Below are 18,149 nucleotides of genomic sequence, written 5' to 3' on the forward strand. Positions count from 1 at the left end.
AAGCTCTCGATTTTGTTCACTTGCCTGGAATGACCAGCGAGGCGAAAAAAAGGGACAGGCTTCAGCCAGTTTTTTCTGCACGCGGCACCAGCGACACCCAAAATCGCGTCTGCGTGTGCACATCGACGGGCAAGCTTGCGGCCAGCAGTGACAGCACCTGGTCGGTGTCGTCGAGGCGGAAACTGCCCGTGATGCGCAGCGATTCCAGCGCCGGATCCCAGCGCAGCACGCCCGAGCGATAGCGACTCAGTTCGCGCAGGAACTCACCGAGCGGCTGGTTCTGTGCCATCAACACCCCGTCGCGCCAGCCGGGCATCAACGTGTCGAACGCCGTCACCGCCCCGGCGCCGGACGCTTGCAGGCTGACTTGCTGGCCCTGCTTCAATACCAGCGCCGGGCCGTGCAGCGGCTGCAATTGCACCGAACCGCGCAACACGCAGACCTGGCAACTGCGGGTGCTGAGGCGCACCGAGATGTCGCTGTGACTGACGATCATTCGGCCAAAAGGCGCGTTGACGATAAAGGCTGATTCGCCCGCCACATTGAGCGCCATCTCGCCACGGATCAGCGTTAACTGGCGTGCAGGCAGATCGACGTTCACTGCGCTGTCGGTGTTGAGTTGCAATGAAGAGTCCTGCGCCAACTGCACTGTTCGTCGCTCACCGGTGCTGGTGTGCAAATCGGCGCGCCAGACATCCAGCGGCAACTCACGGCCGATCAACCACGCCGCCGGCACCAGCGCCGCCACGCCCAAGGCACGCTTGAGAGCCGCGCGCCGCGCTGGGTCCGGCCGATCCAGCGTGGCCATGGTCAGCGCCGGCGGCAACCCTGCGAAACGCTGACGCAGCTGCTGGATTTTCTGCCACGCATTTTCGTGGCGACTGTTGCTGCTGCGCCAATGCTGCAACCGGGCGTGATCTTCATCGCTGGCACCGCCGGACTCGAGCAATGCCAGCCATTGCGCCGCCGCCCGCGCCACTTCGCGCGTTTCATCGCTTGGAGTAACGCGCATCACAGCTCCACCAGCAGGCAATGCTCGTAGGCCTGAGCCATGTAACGTTTGACGGTACGTTCAGAAACCTGCAAGCGCTCGGCAATCTCGCGGTAACCGAGGCCTTCGAGTTGGCTCCACAAAAACGCCCGGCGCACCGCGCGCGGCAAGCCATCGAGCAACTCATCCAGTGCCTGCAGGGTTTCCAGCAGCAGCCAGCGCTGTTCCGGCGACGGCGCGCAGTCTTCAGGCATCAGCGCCAAGGCATCAAGGTAGGCTTTTTCCAGATGGCGCCGCGTGTAGAAATTGCTCAGCAGACGTTTGCCAACGGTGAGCAAATACGCGCGCGGCTCGCGCAACTCGGCCAATGGCGGTGCGTTGCACAAGACGCGAAGAAAGGTATCCTGGCTCAGGTCAGCCGCATCCCACGCATTGCCCATGCGCCGACGCAACCACATTTCCAGCCAGCCACGATGCTCGCGGTACAACTGCTGCAGGCTCTGCTCCGCCGGTAACGTGGATTCAATCATCTCAAGAGACCCTGCGCGAAGGTGGATTCAAATGAGACTGATTCTATTTAACTTCACCAAGGACACAAAGCCTTTTTCTGCTCAGCGCCTGAGCGTCTCGCTCGGAAGCTCTTTGAACAGCGCTCGGTAACTGCTGGAAAACCGCCCCAAATGCCAGAACGACCAGCGCATCGCCACCTCGGCAACCGTGGTTTGCGTGGGTCGCCGCCTGAGCAATTCCCGGTGCGCACTGTTCAACCGGCGCAAGCGTAACCAGTGACTCGGGGTCATTCCGGTGTAGGCCTTGAACGCCTGTTGCAACTGGCGCAGCGGTACCCCTGCGACGTGAGAAAGTTCGAGCAGATTGACCGTGTCCTCCGACGAATCAGCCGCCCACTCCCCTACTCGCTGCATGATCTTGCGTTCGTCGTTGCGCCGCAGCAATCCGCCACGGTCGAGCGTGGTTTGAGCGTTGTCAAGGATGAACAGGCAGTCCTCAAGCAGCTGCTGCGTCAGGCAACTTTTATCAAGCGGATCAATTGCTTGCGACAATTTTGTGAGAATCGAGCTTAACCAGCCGCTGAACAAAGCGTTCTGGCCGCAATTCAGCGGCGCCATGAACAAGCCTTCGAGTTTCGCCACATCCAGGCCGTGGTCGCGGACAAAATCCGCTCCGAACACCACCGCGATTTCGCGGTAGTTCTCTGGAGTGATCCAGATGTTGCGGCTCTCTTCATTGAGCAGATACAGCGCGTTGTCGCTGCGATCGAAACAAAATGCCAGCGCACCCGATGGCGCACTGAAATTCTGCTCCACCCGGGTGTTCATCTGCTCTTCGTAGACCTCGACGCCCTGCAGATCGAGATAGCGAATCTGTCCGGCAAAATGCCCCGGCGACATCTGCTGGTAATGCTGAATCCAACCCGGCGTGGCGCGCACTTGTTCGGCCACATCGGCGGTGTTGAACGCTTGAACCTGGAGCGGATTGCACGTTGTCATGGGTGGACCTTGCGCACTCTTTTGGTGCGCTTGGGTGCTGCTGAAAGTGGATAGATGGAATCACAAGCCGCGCCCAAGATAGTCGCCAACGCGCCACAGGGGAAGGGGCGGAAGATGAAACCCGCCCTCCCCGGCGTCTACAAAACCAATAACGAGGTCTTTATGAACGCCCCTTTCGATCAGCTGTTCACCTGGCTGAAAGATCACAAGATTACCGAAGTCGAATGCGTGGTCAGCGACTTGACCGGCATCGCCCGCGGCAAGATTGCACCGACCAACAAGTTCCTGCATGAGCGCGGTATGCGCCTGCCGGAGAGCGTGCTGCTGCAAACGGTAACCGGGGATTTTGTCGACGACGACATCTACTACGACCTGCTCGACCCGGCTGATATCGACATGGTCTGCAAACCGGTTGCCGATGCCGTCTACGTCATACCGTGGGCGATCGAGCCGACCGCCATCGTCATCCACGACACCTTCGACAAGTTCGGCAACCCGATCGAACTGTCGCCGCGCAATGTGCTGAAGAAAGTCCTGCAGCTTTACACCGACAAGGGCTGGAAGCCGATTGTCGCGCCGGAAATGGAGTTCTACCTGACCCAGCGCTGTGAAGATCCGGACCTGCCGCTCAAAGCGCCGCTGGGTCGTTCGGGGCGTGCGGAAAGCGGTCGCCAGTCGTTCTCGATCGATGCCGCCAACGAATTCGATCCACTCTTCGAAGACGTCTACGACTGGTGCGAACTGCAAGGCCTGGACCTCGACACGCTGATCCACGAAGACGGCCCGGCGCAGATGGAAATCAACTTCCGCCATGGCGATGCACTGGACCTGGCTGACCAGATCACCGTGTTCAAACGCACCCTGCGCGAAGCGGCGCTCAAGCACAACGTCACCGCGACGTTCATGGCCAAGCCGATCGGCGACGAGCCCGGCAGTGCCATGCACCTGCACCAGAGCGTGGTCGAGATCGCCACCGGCAAGCCGATCTTTGCTGATGCCGAAGGCAACATGAGCGAGTTGTTCCGGCATCACATCGGTGGGCTGCAGAAATACATCCCGAAAGTCCTGCCGATGTTCGCGCCGAACGTCAATTCGTTCCGCCGCTTCCTGCCGGACACTTCAGCGCCGGTCAATGTCGAGTGGGGCGAAGAGAACCGCACGGTGGGCCTGCGTGTGCCGACTTCCGGGCCGGAGTCGATGCGCGTGGAGAACCGCTTGCCCGGCGCCGACGCCAATCCGTATCTGGCCATCGCCGCAAGCCTGCTGTGCGGCTACATCGGCATGGTCGAACAGATCGAACCGAGCGCGGCGGTCGAAGGCCGCGCCTACGAACGCCGCAACCTGCGTTTGCCAATCACCATCGAAGAAGCCCTGACGCAAATGGAAGAGTGCCCGAAAGTAGCCGAATACCTGGGCAGCAAATTCGTTCGCGGTTACGTCGCGGTGAAACGCGCTGAGCACGAAAACTTCAAACGCGTGATCAGCTCGTGGGAGCGTGAGTTCCTGCTGCTAAGCGTCTGACGGCCTTCTCAGAAGAAAATGGCGAAGGTGTGAGTTATTGATCGTTCCCACGCTCCTGCGTGGGAATGCATCCCGGGACGCTCTGCGTCCCATCCAGAGCCGAACGCGGAGCGTCCGTTGAGGCATCCCGACGCAGAGCGTGGGAACGATCATTACAAGAAGAGGTGTCGATATGCGTCTGTTGAAATCCGTACTCCCGGTCGCGCTGAGCGTGCTGTTCAGCGCCACAGCCCACGCCGAGCCACGGGTCAGTGTCTACAACTGGACCGACTACATTGGCGAAACCACCCTCGCCGACTTCCAGAGCAAAACCGGGATCAAGGTGATCTACGACGTCTTCGACTCCAACGAAACGCTGGAAGGCAAACTCCTCGCCGGTCGTACCGGATATGACGTGGTGGTGCCGTCCAACCACTTTCTCGCCCGTCAGGTGACGGCCGGGGCGTTTATGAAGCTCGATCGTTCGCAGTTGCCAAACTGGCAGAACTTAGACCCCAAACTGCTTGAATTACTTGAGAAAAATGATCCAGGCAATGAGCACTCGGTGCCCTATCTGTGGGGTACCAACGGCATCGGTTACAACGTCGACAAAGTCAGGCAAGTGCTCGGCATCGACCACATCGATTCCTGGGCCGTGCTGTTCGAACCCGAGAATCTGAAGAAGCTCAGCCAGTGCGGCGTGTCGATGATGGATTCGGCCGACGAGGTGTTTCCGGCCATTCTCAATTACATGGGCATGAACCCGCGCAGCGAAAACCCTGAGGACTATAAAAAGGCTGAAGCCAAGCTGCTGAGCATCCGTCCTTACATCACCTATTTCCATTCTTCCAAGTACGTGTCGGACCTGGCCAATGGCGACATTTGCGTCGCGTTCGGTTACTCCGGCGATGTTTTCCAGGCCGCCAACCGCGCCCGGGAAGCCAAAAACGGTGTGAATATCGCTTATGCGATTCCCAAGGAGGGCGCCAACCTGTGGTTCGATCTGCTGGCGATTCCCGCCGACGCCAGCAACGCCAAAGAGGCCCATGCCTTCATCAATTACCTGCTCGACCCGCAAGTGATCGCCAAGGTCAGCGCCACCGTCGGCTACGCCAACCCGAACCCTGCGGCCAAGCCATTTATGGACCAGGCACTGGTCAACAATCCTGAGGTTTATCCGCCGCAATCGGTGCTCGATAAACTCTACATTTCCTCGACTCCGCCCCAGACGATCATGCGCCTGATGACCCGGTCGTGGAGCAAAGTGAAGTCAAACAAATGAATCAGCACAGCGCACAACACGCCCGCTCCTGGTACGCCGCTTCCGCGAGGGCGAGCACGCCCTACCCTGTGCTGGACGACGATCTGATTGTCGATGTCTGTGTGATCGGCGGCGGCTTCACTGGCGTCAACACCGCCATTGAACTGGCGCAGCGCGGTTTGTCGGTGGTCCTGCTTGAGGCGCGGCGTATTGGCTGGGGCGCCAGCGGGCGTAATGGCGGTCAGCTGATTCGCGGCATTGGCCATGACGTCGAGGGTTTCGCCCGCTACGTTGGGCGCGACGGCGTGCGGTATCTGCAGCGCGCCGGCATCGATTCGGTGGACCTGGTGCGCCAGCGCATTACGGACAACGCCATCGACTGTGATCTGCGTTGGGGCTTTTGCGAACTGGCCAACACCGCCGCGCAATTCGCCGCGTTCAAGCAGGAACAGGACAGCCTCGGCGAACTCGGCTACGCCCACGCCACGTCGCTGGTAGGCCCTGAGCACATCCGTCAGCAAGTGGTCGATGCCGGTGGATACGCCGGTGGGTTGATCGACATGGGGTCGGGTCACCTCCATCCGCTGGATCTGGTGCAAGGTGAAGCGCGGCTTGCGGCTTCGCTGGGCGTGCGCGTTTTCGAGCAGAGTCCGGTGCTGGAAATTCTCCATGGCGCTACCGTCGAGGTGCGCTGCGCCACCGGTTCAGTGCGGGCCGGTAGCCTGGTGCTCGGCTGCAACGCGCATCTGGACGAACTCGAACCGAAGCTCAGTGGCAAAGTCCTGCCCGCCGGCAGTTACATCATCGCCACCGAGCCGCTGGACGAACTCCGCGCCGCACAGTTGATTCCACAGAACCTGGCGCTGTGCGATCAAAAGGTCGGGCTCGATTATTACCGGCTCTCGGCTGATCGACGTTTGCTGTTCGGCGGCGCTTGTCATTATTCCGGGCGTGATCCGGCGGACATCGCCGCCTATATGCGGCCGAAGATGCTCAAAGTGTTTCCGCAACTGGCCGACGTGGGCATCGATTATCAGTGGGGCGGCAGGATCGGCATCACCGCGAACCGCTTTCCACAGGTCGGACGGCTCAAACAGCACCCGAACGTGTTCTACGCACAGGGTTACTCCGGCCATGGCCTGAATGTCACCCACTGGTGTGCAAAGTTGCTGGGCGAAGCCATCCAGGCCGGGCACAGCCAAGGCATGGATGTGTTCAGCGGCGTGCCGCACATGACCTTCCCCGGCGGCCCGGCTCTGCGTTCGCCGCTGCTGGCGCTGGGCATGTTCTGGTATCGCTTGCGCGAAATGCTCGGTTAACAGGCGCTTACACATTCCCTAAGTTAAAGCGGCTGTTGATTTGCTCTATCGCCAAGCACTTCTATATTGATGAAGTGCTTTTGCGTTCCTGACGCTCAGTGCCCGATTAATTGAGGAGGACATGGATGAAGTCGTCAGCCAGCGACGAACCGCGAGCACCCGGTCAGGCGCCGATCAAAACCCGCCGTTTCGGCATTTCGCTGGTATGGATCGTGCCGATTGTGGCGGTGCTGGTGGGCATTTCGCTGGTGATACACAACATCCTGCAGGAAGGCCCGACGATCACCGTCACCTTCAAGACCGGCGATGGCCTGACCGCCAACAAGACTGAAGTCAGGTACCGCAACGTGGTCATCGGCCATGTCTCAGAGGTCGAACTGGCCGACGATCATAAAAATGTCAACGCCACGATCAAACTGGCCAAACAGGCCGAAGCCTTCACTCGCGAGGATTCCCAGTTCTGGGTGGTGCGTCCACGCATCGGCGCTGGCGGCGTCTCGGGCATCGATACGCTGCTGTCGGGTGACTACATTGGCGCCGACATCGGTCAGGCCAGCAATCGGGCAAAAAACTTCAAAGGCCTCGAGAACCCCCCGCCGATCACCTACGGCGAACCGGGCAAGCGCTTCACTCTGCACACTGCCGACCTCGGCTCGCTGGACATCGGTTCCCCCGTCTATTACCGCAAGATTCCCGTTGGCCAGGTGGTCTCCTACGCGCTCGACCCGGACGGCAAAGGCGTCAACATCGAAGTCTTCGTGCATTCGCCCAATGATGCCTACGTCACCGAAAATACCCGGTTCTGGAACGCCAGCGGCATCGACATCAATGTCGGCGCCAACGGTTTTGCGGTAAAAACCGAGTCGCTGTCGACCTTGCTGGTGGGCGGCATCGCTTTCCGAGCGCCGGACTACAGCCCCAACGACACGCTGGCCAGCGAAGACAGGAATTTCGAACTGTTCGCCAACCAGACCGCTGCCCTCGCCCCGCCCGACGGCAAGGCGCAGTATCTGGCCCTGCGTTTTGATCAGGCCTTGCGCGGGCTCAAGGTCGATGCGCCGGTCGAGTTCCTCGGCATCGAAATCGGTCGAGTGGTGGCAGTCAACCTCGACTTCGACGAGGTCAAACGCACCTTTCCAGTCAATGTCGGCATCGTTATTTATCCGCAGCGACTCGGCCGCGCCCACGCAAAAATCCTCAAGACCTACCATGGCGACGAAAACGACGAGGCCACCGGCGCGCGCCTGATCGGCACATTCATTGAAAACGGTCTGCGCGCCCAGGCGCGCAATGGCAACCTGCTCACCGGGCAGTTGTATATCTCGCTGGATTTCTACCCCAAAGCGCCGAAGGTCGCGTTCGACCCTACCGCACGACCGGTCACTATTCCGACCGTCCCAGGGAGCCTCGAACAGTTGCAGGAAAAACTCGAAGCCATGGTCAACAAGATCAACGCACTGCCGGTGGAGCGCATCGCCAACAACCTCGACGGCAATCTGGTCGAGTTGCGCAAGGGGCTGAAGCAGTTCAACGCCAGAACCCTGCCGGGTGTACAGAGCACTCTCGCCGACGTCAGCAAGACGTTGCAGTCCGCCAATTCGACTCTCGCCGAGGATTCACCGCAACGCGAGCAACTGACCGAGACCCTCGACGAGCTCGGGCGCATGTCGCGATCGTTGCGTGAGCTGTCGGATTACCTTGGTCGCCATCCTGAGTCGCTGATTCGCGGGCGTCCCGATAACGCCGCACCGCTGGACCTCAAAGGACCGCCACGCAATTGAGCACAGGAGCTGCCTCCATGGCTTTACCGTTGAAGATCACCGTGCTCGCTGCGTTCGTGCTACTGACGTCGTGCCGCAGCGACCCGATCAGCTTTCACACGCTGACCCCGGCGCAACCGGGCGCCAGTCGCAATGGCGCCGACATCGCTATCGAAAGCATCAGCGTGCCGCCGCAGGTCGATCGCGCGCAGATTGTGATTCGCCAAGGCAACAGCGGCGTGGCCATTCTTGATACCGATTGGTGGAGCGCCACGCTTGCCGATGAATTACGCGGCGCGCTGGCCGATCAATTGAGCGGCGGCGTCGGCCAGCATCGAGCCTCCGTGCGCGTCGATGTACAGCGCTTCGATTCGATTCCCGGCCAGTACGCCTTGATCGACGTGAAATGGCGAGTTCGCCCGCTGGGGGCGGCGGACGCGGCGATGCTTACCTGCCGTTCGGTCCTGCAGACGTCTTCAGGGCCGAGCATCGAAGACCTGGTGACTGCGCAACAGAACAACGTCAAACGTCTCGCTGCGCACATCGCGCAGACTGCCACCGGCTCGCGCTGCCCGCCGCAAAGCTGACACCGTCTATAAATCGAAGCGATCCACCGCCCGCCGCCGCTCATTGTCATCGCGCACGTCGTAGTTGGCGGTCGTCTGGATATTGCTGTGATGGGCAAGCTTCTGCGCGATCGACAGGTCGTGCTCTTCGATCACCCGGGTGATGAATGAACGACGGAAATCATGGGGCATGATCTTCACCCCCACCTGAGTACCACGCTGGCGGGCGATGTAGTAAATCGCGTGTTTGGTGATGCGCTCGCGGGTGATGTGGCTGCCCCGGCGAATGCGGTTGAACAGAAACGCATCGTCGCTCTCGCCTTCCTTGAGCTGGGAACGACGCAGCTGCAGCCAGGCGTCGAGTTTGGCAAATGCCCAGGCCGGCGCGTACTTGATCAACTGCTTGTTGCCTTTGCCGGTGACCGTCAGACTGCGTTCGCGAAAGTCGACCTGACTCAGATCCAGATCCACCGATTCCGACTTGCGCATGCCGGTGCCGTACAGCAACGCAATCACTGCTGCGTCACGCAAGCCCTGCGGGCGCGGGTCGGCAGCGCAGACTTCCATCAGTTCGTGAATCAGCGTGCGCTTGAGGTTTCGCCCCTGAGACAAGCGTGTACCGGCAATGCCTTTGACCGAACGCATCTTCAGCAGGTGATCCTGCGTGATGAGGCTCATGCGCCAGGCTTCGTTCATCACGCCGCGCACCGCGTTCACGTACAGCGACGACGTATTCGGCGCGTAACCGTCGGCACGCAAAGCGGCGACCAGCGCCACCACATCTTCCGGTTGCAGGCCGTGCCAGGGGATTTCTTCGATATCGACATCTTCGAAACCGAGGCGGTCGGCGGCGTCTTGCAGCACATAGCGCATGGTCAACTGGCTGGAAGGCGCCAGTCGAGCCAGGTAAACGGTCAGCGGATTGCTGGTGGACGGTGCGGGCTGGGTACTCGACAAATCACTCAAACGAAACGGCCTTGAAATAAAAAACGATTCAACAAAAACAATAAATGTATGAAATGGAACGTAAAAAACGGCCTGACTCAATGACAGGGGTTGCCGCCAAAGGGCGACAACCTGACGTTCGAGGTCGTAAAAGTCAATCGGGCATTCCCCGAACGGTCGGAATGCTGCCTCCTCTGCGGTAGGCGAACTGAAACATCGCGCTCTTATCTTCAATGCAGGGAACTGCAAGCAGGAGTGCGGCATGAAGATCACGGTGTTTGGCAGTGGTTATGTCGGTCTGGTGCAGGCGGCGGTGCTGGCTGAGGTCGGTCACGAGGTCGTGTGCATGGATGTCGATGCGCAGAAGATCGAGCAGTTACGCGAGGGCCACGTCAGTATTTTCGAGCCAGGGCTGGCCAGCCTGGTACGCGAGGGCCTGGATTCGAAACGCCTGTTATTCACCACTGATGAGCGGTTCGCGGTGTTGCATGGGCGCGTGGCGTTTATCGCAGTGGGCACGCCGTCACGCGAGGACGGTTCGGCAGATCTGCGCTTTGTGCTGTCAGTCGGCGACGCTATTGCTCAACATCGTGAGCAGCCATTGATCGTGGTGGAAAAATCCACGGTGCCGGTGGGCACGGGCGATGCCTTGCGCAATTACATCGAAAAGGCCCTGATCAAGGTCGGCCGACTGCTGCAGTTCGATATCGTCTCCAACCCGGAATTCCTCAAGGAAGGCTCTGCCGTTGCCGATTGCCGGCGCCCGGACCGTATTGTCATTGGTTGCGAAGGCGCGGAAGTGCGCGAGGTGATGCGCGATCTGTACGCACCGTTCAACCGCAACCATGAGCGCATCCTGTTCATGGACCTGCGCAGCGCCGAGCTGACCAAATACGCCGCCAACTGCATGCTGGCGACCAAAATCAGCTTCATCAACCAGATCGCCGAACTTGCCGAGCACCTCGGTGCGGACATTGAAGCGGTGCGTCATGGCATCGGCGCCGATTCGCGGATCGGCTATCACTTCATCTATCCGGGTTGCGGCTACGGCGGTTCGTGTTTTCCCAAGGACATGCGCGCGCTGATTCACAGTGCCGAGCAGGCGCATTGTTCCAGTGATCTGCTGCAAGCGGTCGAGGCGATCAATCAGCGGCAGAAGCACAAGCTGTTCGAGCGCATCAAGGCGTTCTACCACGGCGACTTGCGCGGCAAGGCCTTTGCTCTGTGGGGCCTCGCGTTCAAGCCCAACACCGACGACATGCGTGACGCGCCGAGCCGGGTACTGCTCGAAGCTTTATGGGCTGCTGGCGCCAGCGTGCGTGCGTTCGATCCCGAAGCCATGCAGCAAACCCAGAGGCTTTATCCAAACGAGCCAAAACTGATGTTGATGGGGACGCCTGAATCAGTATTGGCCGGTGCCGACGCGCTGATCATCTGCACCGAATGGCAACAGTTCAAGGCGCCGGATTTCGAGCTGATCAAACAGCGTCTGAACAGCCCGGTGATTTTTGATGGCCGCAATCTGTATGACGCTGAACGCCTGGCGCGTAACGGTTTTCAGTATTTCCCGATGGGCCGCGGTGAGTCGTGCAAGTTACCGATTACGTTGCGGCAGAGGCCGGCGGCTTCGGACGTGGCTTGAGCTGGCCCTGTGGTGTCCAGCTGAAGTTGTGTGTGGTGCCATGGAGGTTGACCGGTGGCGCCTGCACAGAGAGGATGGCGTTCGCCCAAGGCTTCCCGAATAAGGACATTCCCCTTCCGTGGCCATCTATTCTCCGTTCATTCGCCGATTGATGATCAGCTCGCTGACCGTGGTCATCAGTCGCGCACTGATCAGTCCGCTGCTGACCTTGTTTCTCAGCAACAAACTGGGGCTCAATCCGCAGGATGTCGGCTTGCTATTGGGCATCGCCGTGTTCAGCGCCACGTTGCTGTCGCTGTACGGCGGCTACATCATCGACAGGCTCGACAAGCGCCAGTTGCTGATCCTGACCATGCTCTCCAGCGGTATAGGCCTGATCCTGCTGACCGTCGCGCAGAATCTGTATCTGGTCACCGTGGTGCTGATCATCAGCGAGACCGCGTCGGCGCTGTTTCTGATCGGCAGCAAGGCGATCCTCAGTGAACACCTGCCGGTGGGCCAGAGGGTCAAGGCGTTTTCGCTCAATTACACGCTGACCAATATCGGCTACGCCGTCGGCCCGATGCTCGGCGTGGTGATTGCCGGGGTGCAGCCATCCGCGCCGTTCATCGTTGCCGGCGCAATTGCCATTGGCAGTATTTTTCTGCTGTTCGGCGGGGCCAGGGATGCCCGCCCATTATCTGTCGGCAGCGCGCCGCAGAGTTTCCTCAACACCTTGGTGATCCTCAAAAATGACCGGACGATGGTGTTGTTCACCCTTGGCTGCCTGCTCAGCACATTGGTGCACGGGCGTTTCACCCTGTACCTGTCGCAATACCTGCTGGTCGCCCACACCCAGCAACAAATGCTCGACACGATGGCCGCCCTGCTGGCCTGCAACGCAATCACGGTCATCGTGCTGCAGTACCAGGTCGGGCGCTGGCTGAGTCGCGAACACCTGCGTCACTGGATTGCCGGCGGCACCGCGCTATTCATTATCGGCCTCATCGGTTTCAGCGTGGCCGACAGCCTGCTCGGCTGGTGCGCGGCCATGTTCATTTTCACTTTGGGCGAGATGATCATCTACCCGGCCGACTTCCTCTTCGTCGACACCCTCGCCCCGGAGGCATTGCGCGGCAGCTACTACGGCGCGCAAAACCTCGCAGCACTCGGCGGCGGGGCGAGCCCGGTCATCTGCGGGTTTCTGCTGATGCATACGCCTGCGCCGAGTATGTTCTTCGCCCTGAGCGCGCTGGCAGCGCTAGGCGGCTATCTTTGTTTTGTCAGCGCGCGCCGCGCTGCTTCAATTCAAAAATAGTGCACTAAAACTGCATTTATATGAATTTGTCAGCATCCACTTTGATCGGCAAACTACGCGCGTTCCTCCCCCAATGTTGGAACGCTTCGAGGGCTTTCCGGATATGCCGGACAAGTCCTTTTTTTTGCCTCGAATTTTGCAAAGGATCAGTTCTACATGCTTGCTCGCTGGTTGCCCGCCGCCATCAATACCCGCCCTACTGAATGGAGCCGTGCCGCGATCGGCATGGGCCTGGGCACGTTGTTCAGCGTGTGGATGTGCGCGCAGGTGTTCGGGCACGACGTTGCGTTTCACCTGATCGGCCCGCTCGGTGCTTCGGCGGTGCTGCTGTTCGCCGTGTCCTCCGGCGCCCTCGCCCAACCGTGGTCGATTCTCGGCGGGTACTTGTGCGCTGGAGTGGTTGCCTTGCTGGTAGCCCATGTGCTCGGTCGAACGCTGGGTAGTGCCTGCCTCGCCGCTGGCATGGCGGTGATCCTGATGTGCTGGCTGCGTTGTCTGCACCCACCGGCCGGCGCCTTGGCGCTGACACTGGTGCTGGCCGATCCGGCCACCATCGCCATGGACTGGAAAGCCATGGAACCGGTGATGCTCGGCGCCCTGTGCATGCTTGCCAGCGCGCTGGCCTACAACAACCTCACCCGCATCCGCTATCCGAAACGCGCTGCTGAACCTGCACCGCCAGTGGTCCCGGTCGACCGCCAGGCGATCACCGCCGAAGACCTGAAACTGGCGCTGGCCGACATGGAGGCTTTCATCGACGTCACCCCCGAAGACCTTGAACGCCTGATCCACGCCAGCGAATTGCACGCCAAACGCCGCAGCATTACTGAAACCTTCCGATGATCGCCTTGTAGGAGCTGACGAGTGCAACGAGGCTGCGATCTTTTGATCTTGTTTCTTGAAATCAAAAGATCGCAGCCTCGTTGCACTCGTCAGCTCCTACGCGCACAGAAAGCAGCCCTGAGAGAAAAACGCAGATTCCCCCTGCACATATCCCCGTTGTACACGGCAAATTTGCACTGTTACGATCCGCTAACGCCCGCGCGCGGGCTTTTCGAATAAAGATAATAAAAGCAGGGAGTTACTGATGACAGCTCAGGCTTCATCCCGGCGGACCCCGTCCATGGATGCGATGCAAAACGACGTGCTGGCCGAGGTGCGCAACCATATCGGCCACCTGACCCTCAACCGCCCTGCGGGCCTCAATGCGATCACCCTCGACATGGTGCGTCTGCTGCAACAGCAGCTTGATGCCTGGGCGTCCGACACCAATGTTCACGCCGTGGTATTGCGCGGTGCGGGTGAAAAGGCATTCTGCGCCGGCGGCGACATTCGCTCGCTGTACGACAGTTTCAAAAGCGGCGACACGCTGCACGAAGATTTCTTCGTCGAGGAATACGCCCTCGACCTGACCATTCATCACTACCGCAAACCGGTGCTGGCGTTGATGGACGGGTTCGTTCTCGGCGGCGGCATGGGTCTGGTGCAAGGCGCCGATCTGCGCGTGGTCACCGAGAAGAGCCGTCTGGCGATGCCGGAAGTGGCCATCGGTTATTTCCCCGATGTTGGCGGCAGTTACTTCCTGCCGCGCATTCCCGGCGAGCTGGGGATTTATCTGGGCGTCAGCGGCGTGCAGATCCGCGCTGCCGATGCACTGTATTGCGGCCTCGCCGACTGGTATCTGGACAGCAGCAAACTGGCCCTGCTCGACGAAAAATTCGACAACATGGAGTGGCAGGACACGCCGCTCAAGTCGCTGCAGAACCTGCTGGCCAAGTATGCCGTACAAACTTTGCCGGATGCGCCGCTCCAGGCTCTACGCCCGGCCATCGATCACTTCTTCGCCCTGCCCGACGTGCCGAGCATGATCGAGCAATTGCGCGCCGTCACCGTCGCCGACAGCCACGAATGGGCGGTCTCCACGGCGGATCTGCTGCAAACCCGCTCGCCGCTGGCCATGGCTGTGACCCTGGAAATGCTCCGTCGCGGCAGGCATTTGAGTCTGGAGCACTGCTTTGCTCTGGAGCTGCATCTGGACCGCCAGTGGTTTGCCCGTGGCGACCTGATCGAAGGCGTGCGCGCCCTGCTGATCGACAAGGACAAGTCACCGCGCTGGAACCCGCCGACCGTCGCTGAGCTGGACGCTGCGCAGGTCGCGAGTTTCTTCCATGGTTTTGATGAGAGCGGGAGCTGAGCCATGCACGATCTAGAACTGACTGAAGAACAAGTGATGATCCGCGACATGGCCCGGGACTTTGCCCGTGGCGAAATCGCGCCCCACGCACAAGCCTGGGAAAAGGCTGGCTGGATCGACGACGCCCTCGTGGCGAAGATGGGTGAGCTGGGTTTGCTCGGTATGGTCGTGCCTGAGGAATGGGGCGGTACTTATGTCGATTACGTCGCCTATGCGCTGGCCGTCGAGGAAATCTCTGCCGGCGATGGGGCCACCGGCGCGTTCATGAGCATCCACAACTCGGTCGGCTGCGGCCCGGTGCTCAACTACGGCAGCGACGAACAGAAACAGACCTGGCTGGCCGATCTGGCCAGTGGGCAAACCATTGGTTGCTTTTGCCTGACCGAACCCCAGGCCGGCTCCGAAGCGCACAACCTGCGCACCCGCGCCGAACTGCGCGACGGCCAGTGGGTGATCAACGGCGCCAAGCAATTTGTCAGCAATGGCAAACGGGCGAAACTGGCGATCGTCTTCGCCGTGACCGACCCGGACCTGGGCAAGAAAGGGCTTTCCGCATTTCTGGTGCCGACCGATACGCCGGGCTTCATCGTCGATCGCACCGAACACAAAATGGGCATCCGTGCTTCCGACACCTGCGCGGTGACGCTGAACAACTGCAGCATCCCCGAGGCCAATCTGCTCGGCGAACGCGGCAAGGGCCTGGCGATTGCCCTGTCCAACCTTGAAGGCGGACGCATCGGCATCGCGGCGCAGGCATTAGGCATCGCGCGAGCGGCGTTTGAAGCGGCGCTGGCCTATGCGAAGGATCGCGTGCAATTCGACAAGCCGATCATCGAGCACCAGAGCATCGCCAATCTGCTGGCTGACATGCACATGCAGATCAACGCCGCGCGGTTGCTGATTCTGCATGCGGCGCGGCTGCGCACCGCTGGCAAACCGTGTTTGTCCGAGGCTTCACAAGCCAAGCTGTTCGCTTCGGAAATGGCCGAGAAGGTCTGTTCGTCGGCAATCCAGATCCATGGCGGCTATGGCTATCTGGAGGATTACCCGGTCGAGAAGTACTACCGCGATGCGCGGATTACCCAGATTTATGAAGGATCGAGCGAGATACAGCGGATGGTGATTGCGCGGGATTTGAAGAACTATCAGCTCTAAAAGCTTCGCGAGCAGGCCCGCTCCCACATTGGGCGGTGGAGATCCCTGTGGGGGCGAGCCTGCTCACGAAGGCGTCAGCTTAGGCACCGCATCTATTTGCCTTGGAATACAGCCTCACGCTTGTCAATAAACGCCGCCATCCCTTCCTTCTGGTCTTGCGTCGCAAACGCGGCGTGAAACACCCGGCGCTCAAAACGCACACCCTCGGTCAGGTTGACCTCGAACGCACGATTCACACTTTCCTTGATCATCATCGCAATCGGCAGTGACTTGCCAGCGATCACCGCTGCGACCTTCAGCGCATCATCAAGCAGCTCGTCACTCGGCACGATCCGCGCGACGATGCCGCAGCGCTCGGCTTCCACCGCGTCGATCATGCGTCCGCTCAGGCACATTTCCATGGCTTTGGCCTTGCCCACGGCGCGGGTCAGACGTTGGGTGCCGCCCATGCCCGGCAACACGCCGAGGTTGATTTCCGGCTGGCCGAATTTGGCATTGTCGCCAGCCAGAATAAAGTCGCACATCAGCGCCAGCTCACAACCGCCCCCGAGGGCGAAACCGTTGACCGCTGCGATGATCGGTTTGCGTCGGTTGGCCACGCGATCGCTGTCGCTGAACAGGTCGTCCATGTAGATCTGCGGATAGGTCAGCTCGGCCATTTCCTTGATGTCGGCGCCGGCGGCGAAGGCTTTTTTTGAACCGGTGAGGACGATGCAACCAATGTGTGCGTCCGCTTCCAGCGTATCCAGCGCGTGGTTCACTTCGCTGACCAGTTGCGCATTGAGGGCGTTCAGCGCCTGGGGCCGGTTGAGCGTGATCAGGCCGACGCGGTCACGGGTTTCCAGGAGGATGGTTTCGTAAGTCATGAATAAAATTCCTTGTCAGAGATTGCGCGAAATCACCATGCGCTGAATGTCGCTGGTGCCTTCGTAGATCTGGCAGACACGCACGTCACGGTAGATGCGCTCCAGCGGGAAATCGTTGAGGTAACCGTAACCGCCGAGGGTTTGCAAGGCCATGGAGCAGACCTTCTCGGCCATTTCCGAGGCAAACAGCTTGGCCATCGACGCCTCGACCAGCGCAGGCTGGCCGCTGTCGCGCAAGGCGGCTGCGTAGTGCACCATCTGCCGGGCGACGGCGATTTGCGTGGCCATGTCCGCCAGGCGAAACGCCACGGCCTGGTGCTCGATGATCGGCTTGCCGAAGGTGTCACGCTCACGGGCGTAGTCACGGGCAGCTTCGAACGCAGCGCGCGCCATGCCCACAGCCTGCGCGGCGATACCGACGCGGCCACCTTCGAGGTTGGCCAAAGCGATCTTGTAGCCCTCACCTTCCTCGCCGAGGCGATTGGCGACCGGCACTTTCACGTCTTCAAAGAGGATCTGGCAGGTGTCGGAGGCGTGCTGGCCGAGTTTGTCTTCGACCCGTGCGACTTTGTAGCCGGGTGAGTCGGTCGGCACGATAAACGCGCTGATCCCGCGCTTGCCTGCGCTCGGGTCAGTCACAGCGAACACGATCACGACGCCGGCGTTCTGCCCGGAGGTGATGAATTGTTTGCAGCCGTTCAATACGTAGTGATCGCCTTCCCGTCGGGCGCGCGTCTTCAGGCTGCTGGCATCGGAACCGGCCTGCGGTTCGGTCAGGGCAAAGGCCCCGAGCATGGTGCCGCTGGCCAGCGGTTTGAGGAAGCGCTCGCGCTGATCGTCATTACCGAATTTGAGAATCGGCACGCAGCCCACTGAGTTGTGCACGCTCATGATCGTCGAGCACGCTCCGTCACCGGCGGCGATTTCTTCCAGCGCCATGGCATAAGCCAGGTAGCCAGTGTCACAACCGCCCCACTGCTCCGGCACGAGCATGCCGAAAAAGCCCAGTTCGGCCATCTCGGCGATGGCGTTCTTGGGGAAACGGTGCTCACGGTCCCACTCAGCGGCGAACGGCTTGAGCCGCTCTTCGGCAAACTGCCGGGCCATGTCGCGGATCTGGGTTTGGTCATCGTTGGGGATCATGA

The 18,149-nt window shown here is 60.4% G+C and carries 16 protein-coding genes; 10 read left to right on the forward strand and 6 right to left on the reverse strand.

Translation table 11 applies throughout. From position 1 onward, the window contains the following. Nucleotides 1-61: 61 nt before the first annotated feature. The 3 genes from ACP7D9_RS21080 to ACP7D9_RS21090 all read right to left on the reverse strand — a co-directional run bounded on the left by ACP7D9_RS21080 (nucleotide 62) and on the right by ACP7D9_RS21090 (nucleotide 2,499). Nucleotides 62-1,012 carry a FecR domain-containing protein gene (locus ACP7D9_RS21080; protein WP_426159496.1) on the reverse strand — a complete coding sequence of 317 codons (951 nt, stop codon included), beginning with the start codon at nucleotides 1,010-1,012 and terminating at the stop codon, nucleotides 62-64. Continuing rightward, the gene (locus tag ACP7D9_RS21085; protein WP_426159498.1) at nucleotides 1,012-1,521 is read right to left on the reverse strand and encodes a sigma-70 family RNA polymerase sigma factor; all 510 of its coding nucleotides are present in this window, start codon (nucleotides 1,519-1,521) and stop codon (nucleotides 1,012-1,014) included. Before ACP7D9_RS21085 ends, ACP7D9_RS21080 begins: the two co-directional genes overlap by 1 nt. A gap of 81 nt (nucleotides 1,522-1,602) precedes the next feature. Further along, complete coding sequence (locus tag ACP7D9_RS21090) at nucleotides 1,603-2,499, reverse strand: helix-turn-helix domain-containing protein (RefSeq protein ID WP_101160218.1); 897 nt, start codon at nucleotides 2,497-2,499, stop codon at nucleotides 1,603-1,605. Between the two features lie 162 nt (nucleotides 2,500-2,661). Between ACP7D9_RS21090 and ACP7D9_RS21095 the strand changes: the two genes are divergently transcribed. The 5 genes from ACP7D9_RS21095 to ACP7D9_RS21115 all read left to right on the forward strand — a co-directional run bounded on the left by ACP7D9_RS21095 (nucleotide 2,662) and on the right by ACP7D9_RS21115 (nucleotide 8,926). Next, nucleotides 2,662-4,020, forward strand: coding sequence for a glutamine synthetase family protein (locus ACP7D9_RS21095; protein WP_426159499.1), 1,359 nt, complete (start codon nucleotides 2,662-2,664; stop codon nucleotides 4,018-4,020). A gap of 172 nt (nucleotides 4,021-4,192) precedes the next feature. Beyond that, nucleotides 4,193-5,281: a polyamine ABC transporter substrate-binding protein gene (locus ACP7D9_RS21100; RefSeq protein ID WP_426159501.1), complete on the forward strand. Its 1,089-nt coding sequence runs from the start codon at nucleotides 4,193-4,195 to the stop codon at nucleotides 5,279-5,281. Beyond that, nucleotides 5,278-6,579, forward strand: coding sequence for an NAD(P)/FAD-dependent oxidoreductase (locus tag ACP7D9_RS21105; protein WP_397478127.1), 1,302 nt, complete (start codon nucleotides 5,278-5,280; stop codon nucleotides 6,577-6,579). Before ACP7D9_RS21100 ends, ACP7D9_RS21105 begins: the two co-directional genes overlap by 4 nt. 125 nt (nucleotides 6,580-6,704) lie before the next feature. Then, nucleotides 6,705-8,360, forward strand: a complete 1,656-nt coding sequence (locus ACP7D9_RS21110) for an intermembrane transport protein PqiB (RefSeq protein WP_397478126.1) — start codon at nucleotides 6,705-6,707, stop codon at nucleotides 8,358-8,360. Nucleotides 8,361-8,377: 17 nt separating this feature from the next. After that, nucleotides 8,378-8,926 carry a PqiC family protein gene (locus ACP7D9_RS21115; protein WP_101160233.1) on the forward strand — a complete coding sequence of 183 codons (549 nt, stop codon included), beginning with the start codon at nucleotides 8,378-8,380 and terminating at the stop codon, nucleotides 8,924-8,926. Between the two features lie 6 nt (nucleotides 8,927-8,932). Here ACP7D9_RS21115 and ACP7D9_RS21120 read toward each other — a convergent pair whose 3' ends face one another. After that, complete coding sequence (locus ACP7D9_RS21120; protein WP_313001209.1) at nucleotides 8,933-9,871, reverse strand: site-specific integrase; 939 nt, start codon at nucleotides 9,869-9,871, stop codon at nucleotides 8,933-8,935. 241 nt (nucleotides 9,872-10,112) lie between these two features. Between ACP7D9_RS21120 and ACP7D9_RS21125 the strand changes: the two genes are divergently transcribed. From ACP7D9_RS21125 to ACP7D9_RS21145, 5 genes are all read left to right on the forward strand, one after another. Continuing rightward, nucleotides 10,113-11,492, forward strand: a complete 1,380-nt coding sequence (locus ACP7D9_RS21125; RefSeq protein ID WP_101160237.1) for a UDP-glucose dehydrogenase family protein — start codon at nucleotides 10,113-10,115, stop codon at nucleotides 11,490-11,492. Nucleotides 11,493-11,610: 118 nt separating this feature from the next. Further along, nucleotides 11,611-12,789, forward strand: a complete 1,179-nt coding sequence (locus tag ACP7D9_RS21130; protein ID WP_426159503.1) for an MFS transporter — start codon at nucleotides 11,611-11,613, stop codon at nucleotides 12,787-12,789. Nucleotides 12,790-12,945: 156 nt separating this feature from the next. Beyond that, complete coding sequence (locus tag ACP7D9_RS21135) at nucleotides 12,946-13,632, forward strand: HPP family protein (RefSeq protein WP_101160243.1); 687 nt, start codon at nucleotides 12,946-12,948, stop codon at nucleotides 13,630-13,632. A 244-nt stretch (nucleotides 13,633-13,876) separates the two neighbouring features. Beyond that, nucleotides 13,877-14,983, forward strand: a complete 1,107-nt coding sequence (locus ACP7D9_RS21140) for an enoyl-CoA hydratase/isomerase family protein (protein ID WP_426159505.1) — start codon at nucleotides 13,877-13,879, stop codon at nucleotides 14,981-14,983. Nucleotides 14,984-14,986: 3 nt separating this feature from the next. Continuing rightward, nucleotides 14,987-16,138: an acyl-CoA dehydrogenase family protein gene (locus ACP7D9_RS21145; protein WP_426159507.1), complete on the forward strand. Its 1,152-nt coding sequence runs from the start codon at nucleotides 14,987-14,989 to the stop codon at nucleotides 16,136-16,138. A 92-nt stretch (nucleotides 16,139-16,230) separates the two neighbouring features. Here ACP7D9_RS21145 and ACP7D9_RS21150 read toward each other — a convergent pair whose 3' ends face one another. Both ACP7D9_RS21150 and ACP7D9_RS21155 read right to left on the reverse strand, forming a co-directional pair. Further along, nucleotides 16,231-17,004 (reverse strand): enoyl-CoA hydratase, encoded by a 774-nt coding sequence (locus ACP7D9_RS21150; protein WP_426159508.1) that lies wholly within the window; start codon nucleotides 17,002-17,004, stop codon nucleotides 16,231-16,233. Nucleotides 17,005-17,019: 15 nt separating this feature from the next. After that, nucleotides 17,020-18,147: an acyl-CoA dehydrogenase gene (locus tag ACP7D9_RS21155; protein WP_426159509.1), complete on the reverse strand. Its 1,128-nt coding sequence runs from the start codon at nucleotides 18,145-18,147 to the stop codon at nucleotides 17,020-17,022. Nucleotides 18,148-18,149 lie beyond the last annotated feature (2 nt).

Source organism: Pseudomonas sp. TSRC2-2, from assembly GCF_049897785.1.
In the GTDB taxonomy this organism is placed as follows: Bacteria; Pseudomonadota; Gammaproteobacteria; order Pseudomonadales; family Pseudomonadaceae; genus Aquipseudomonas.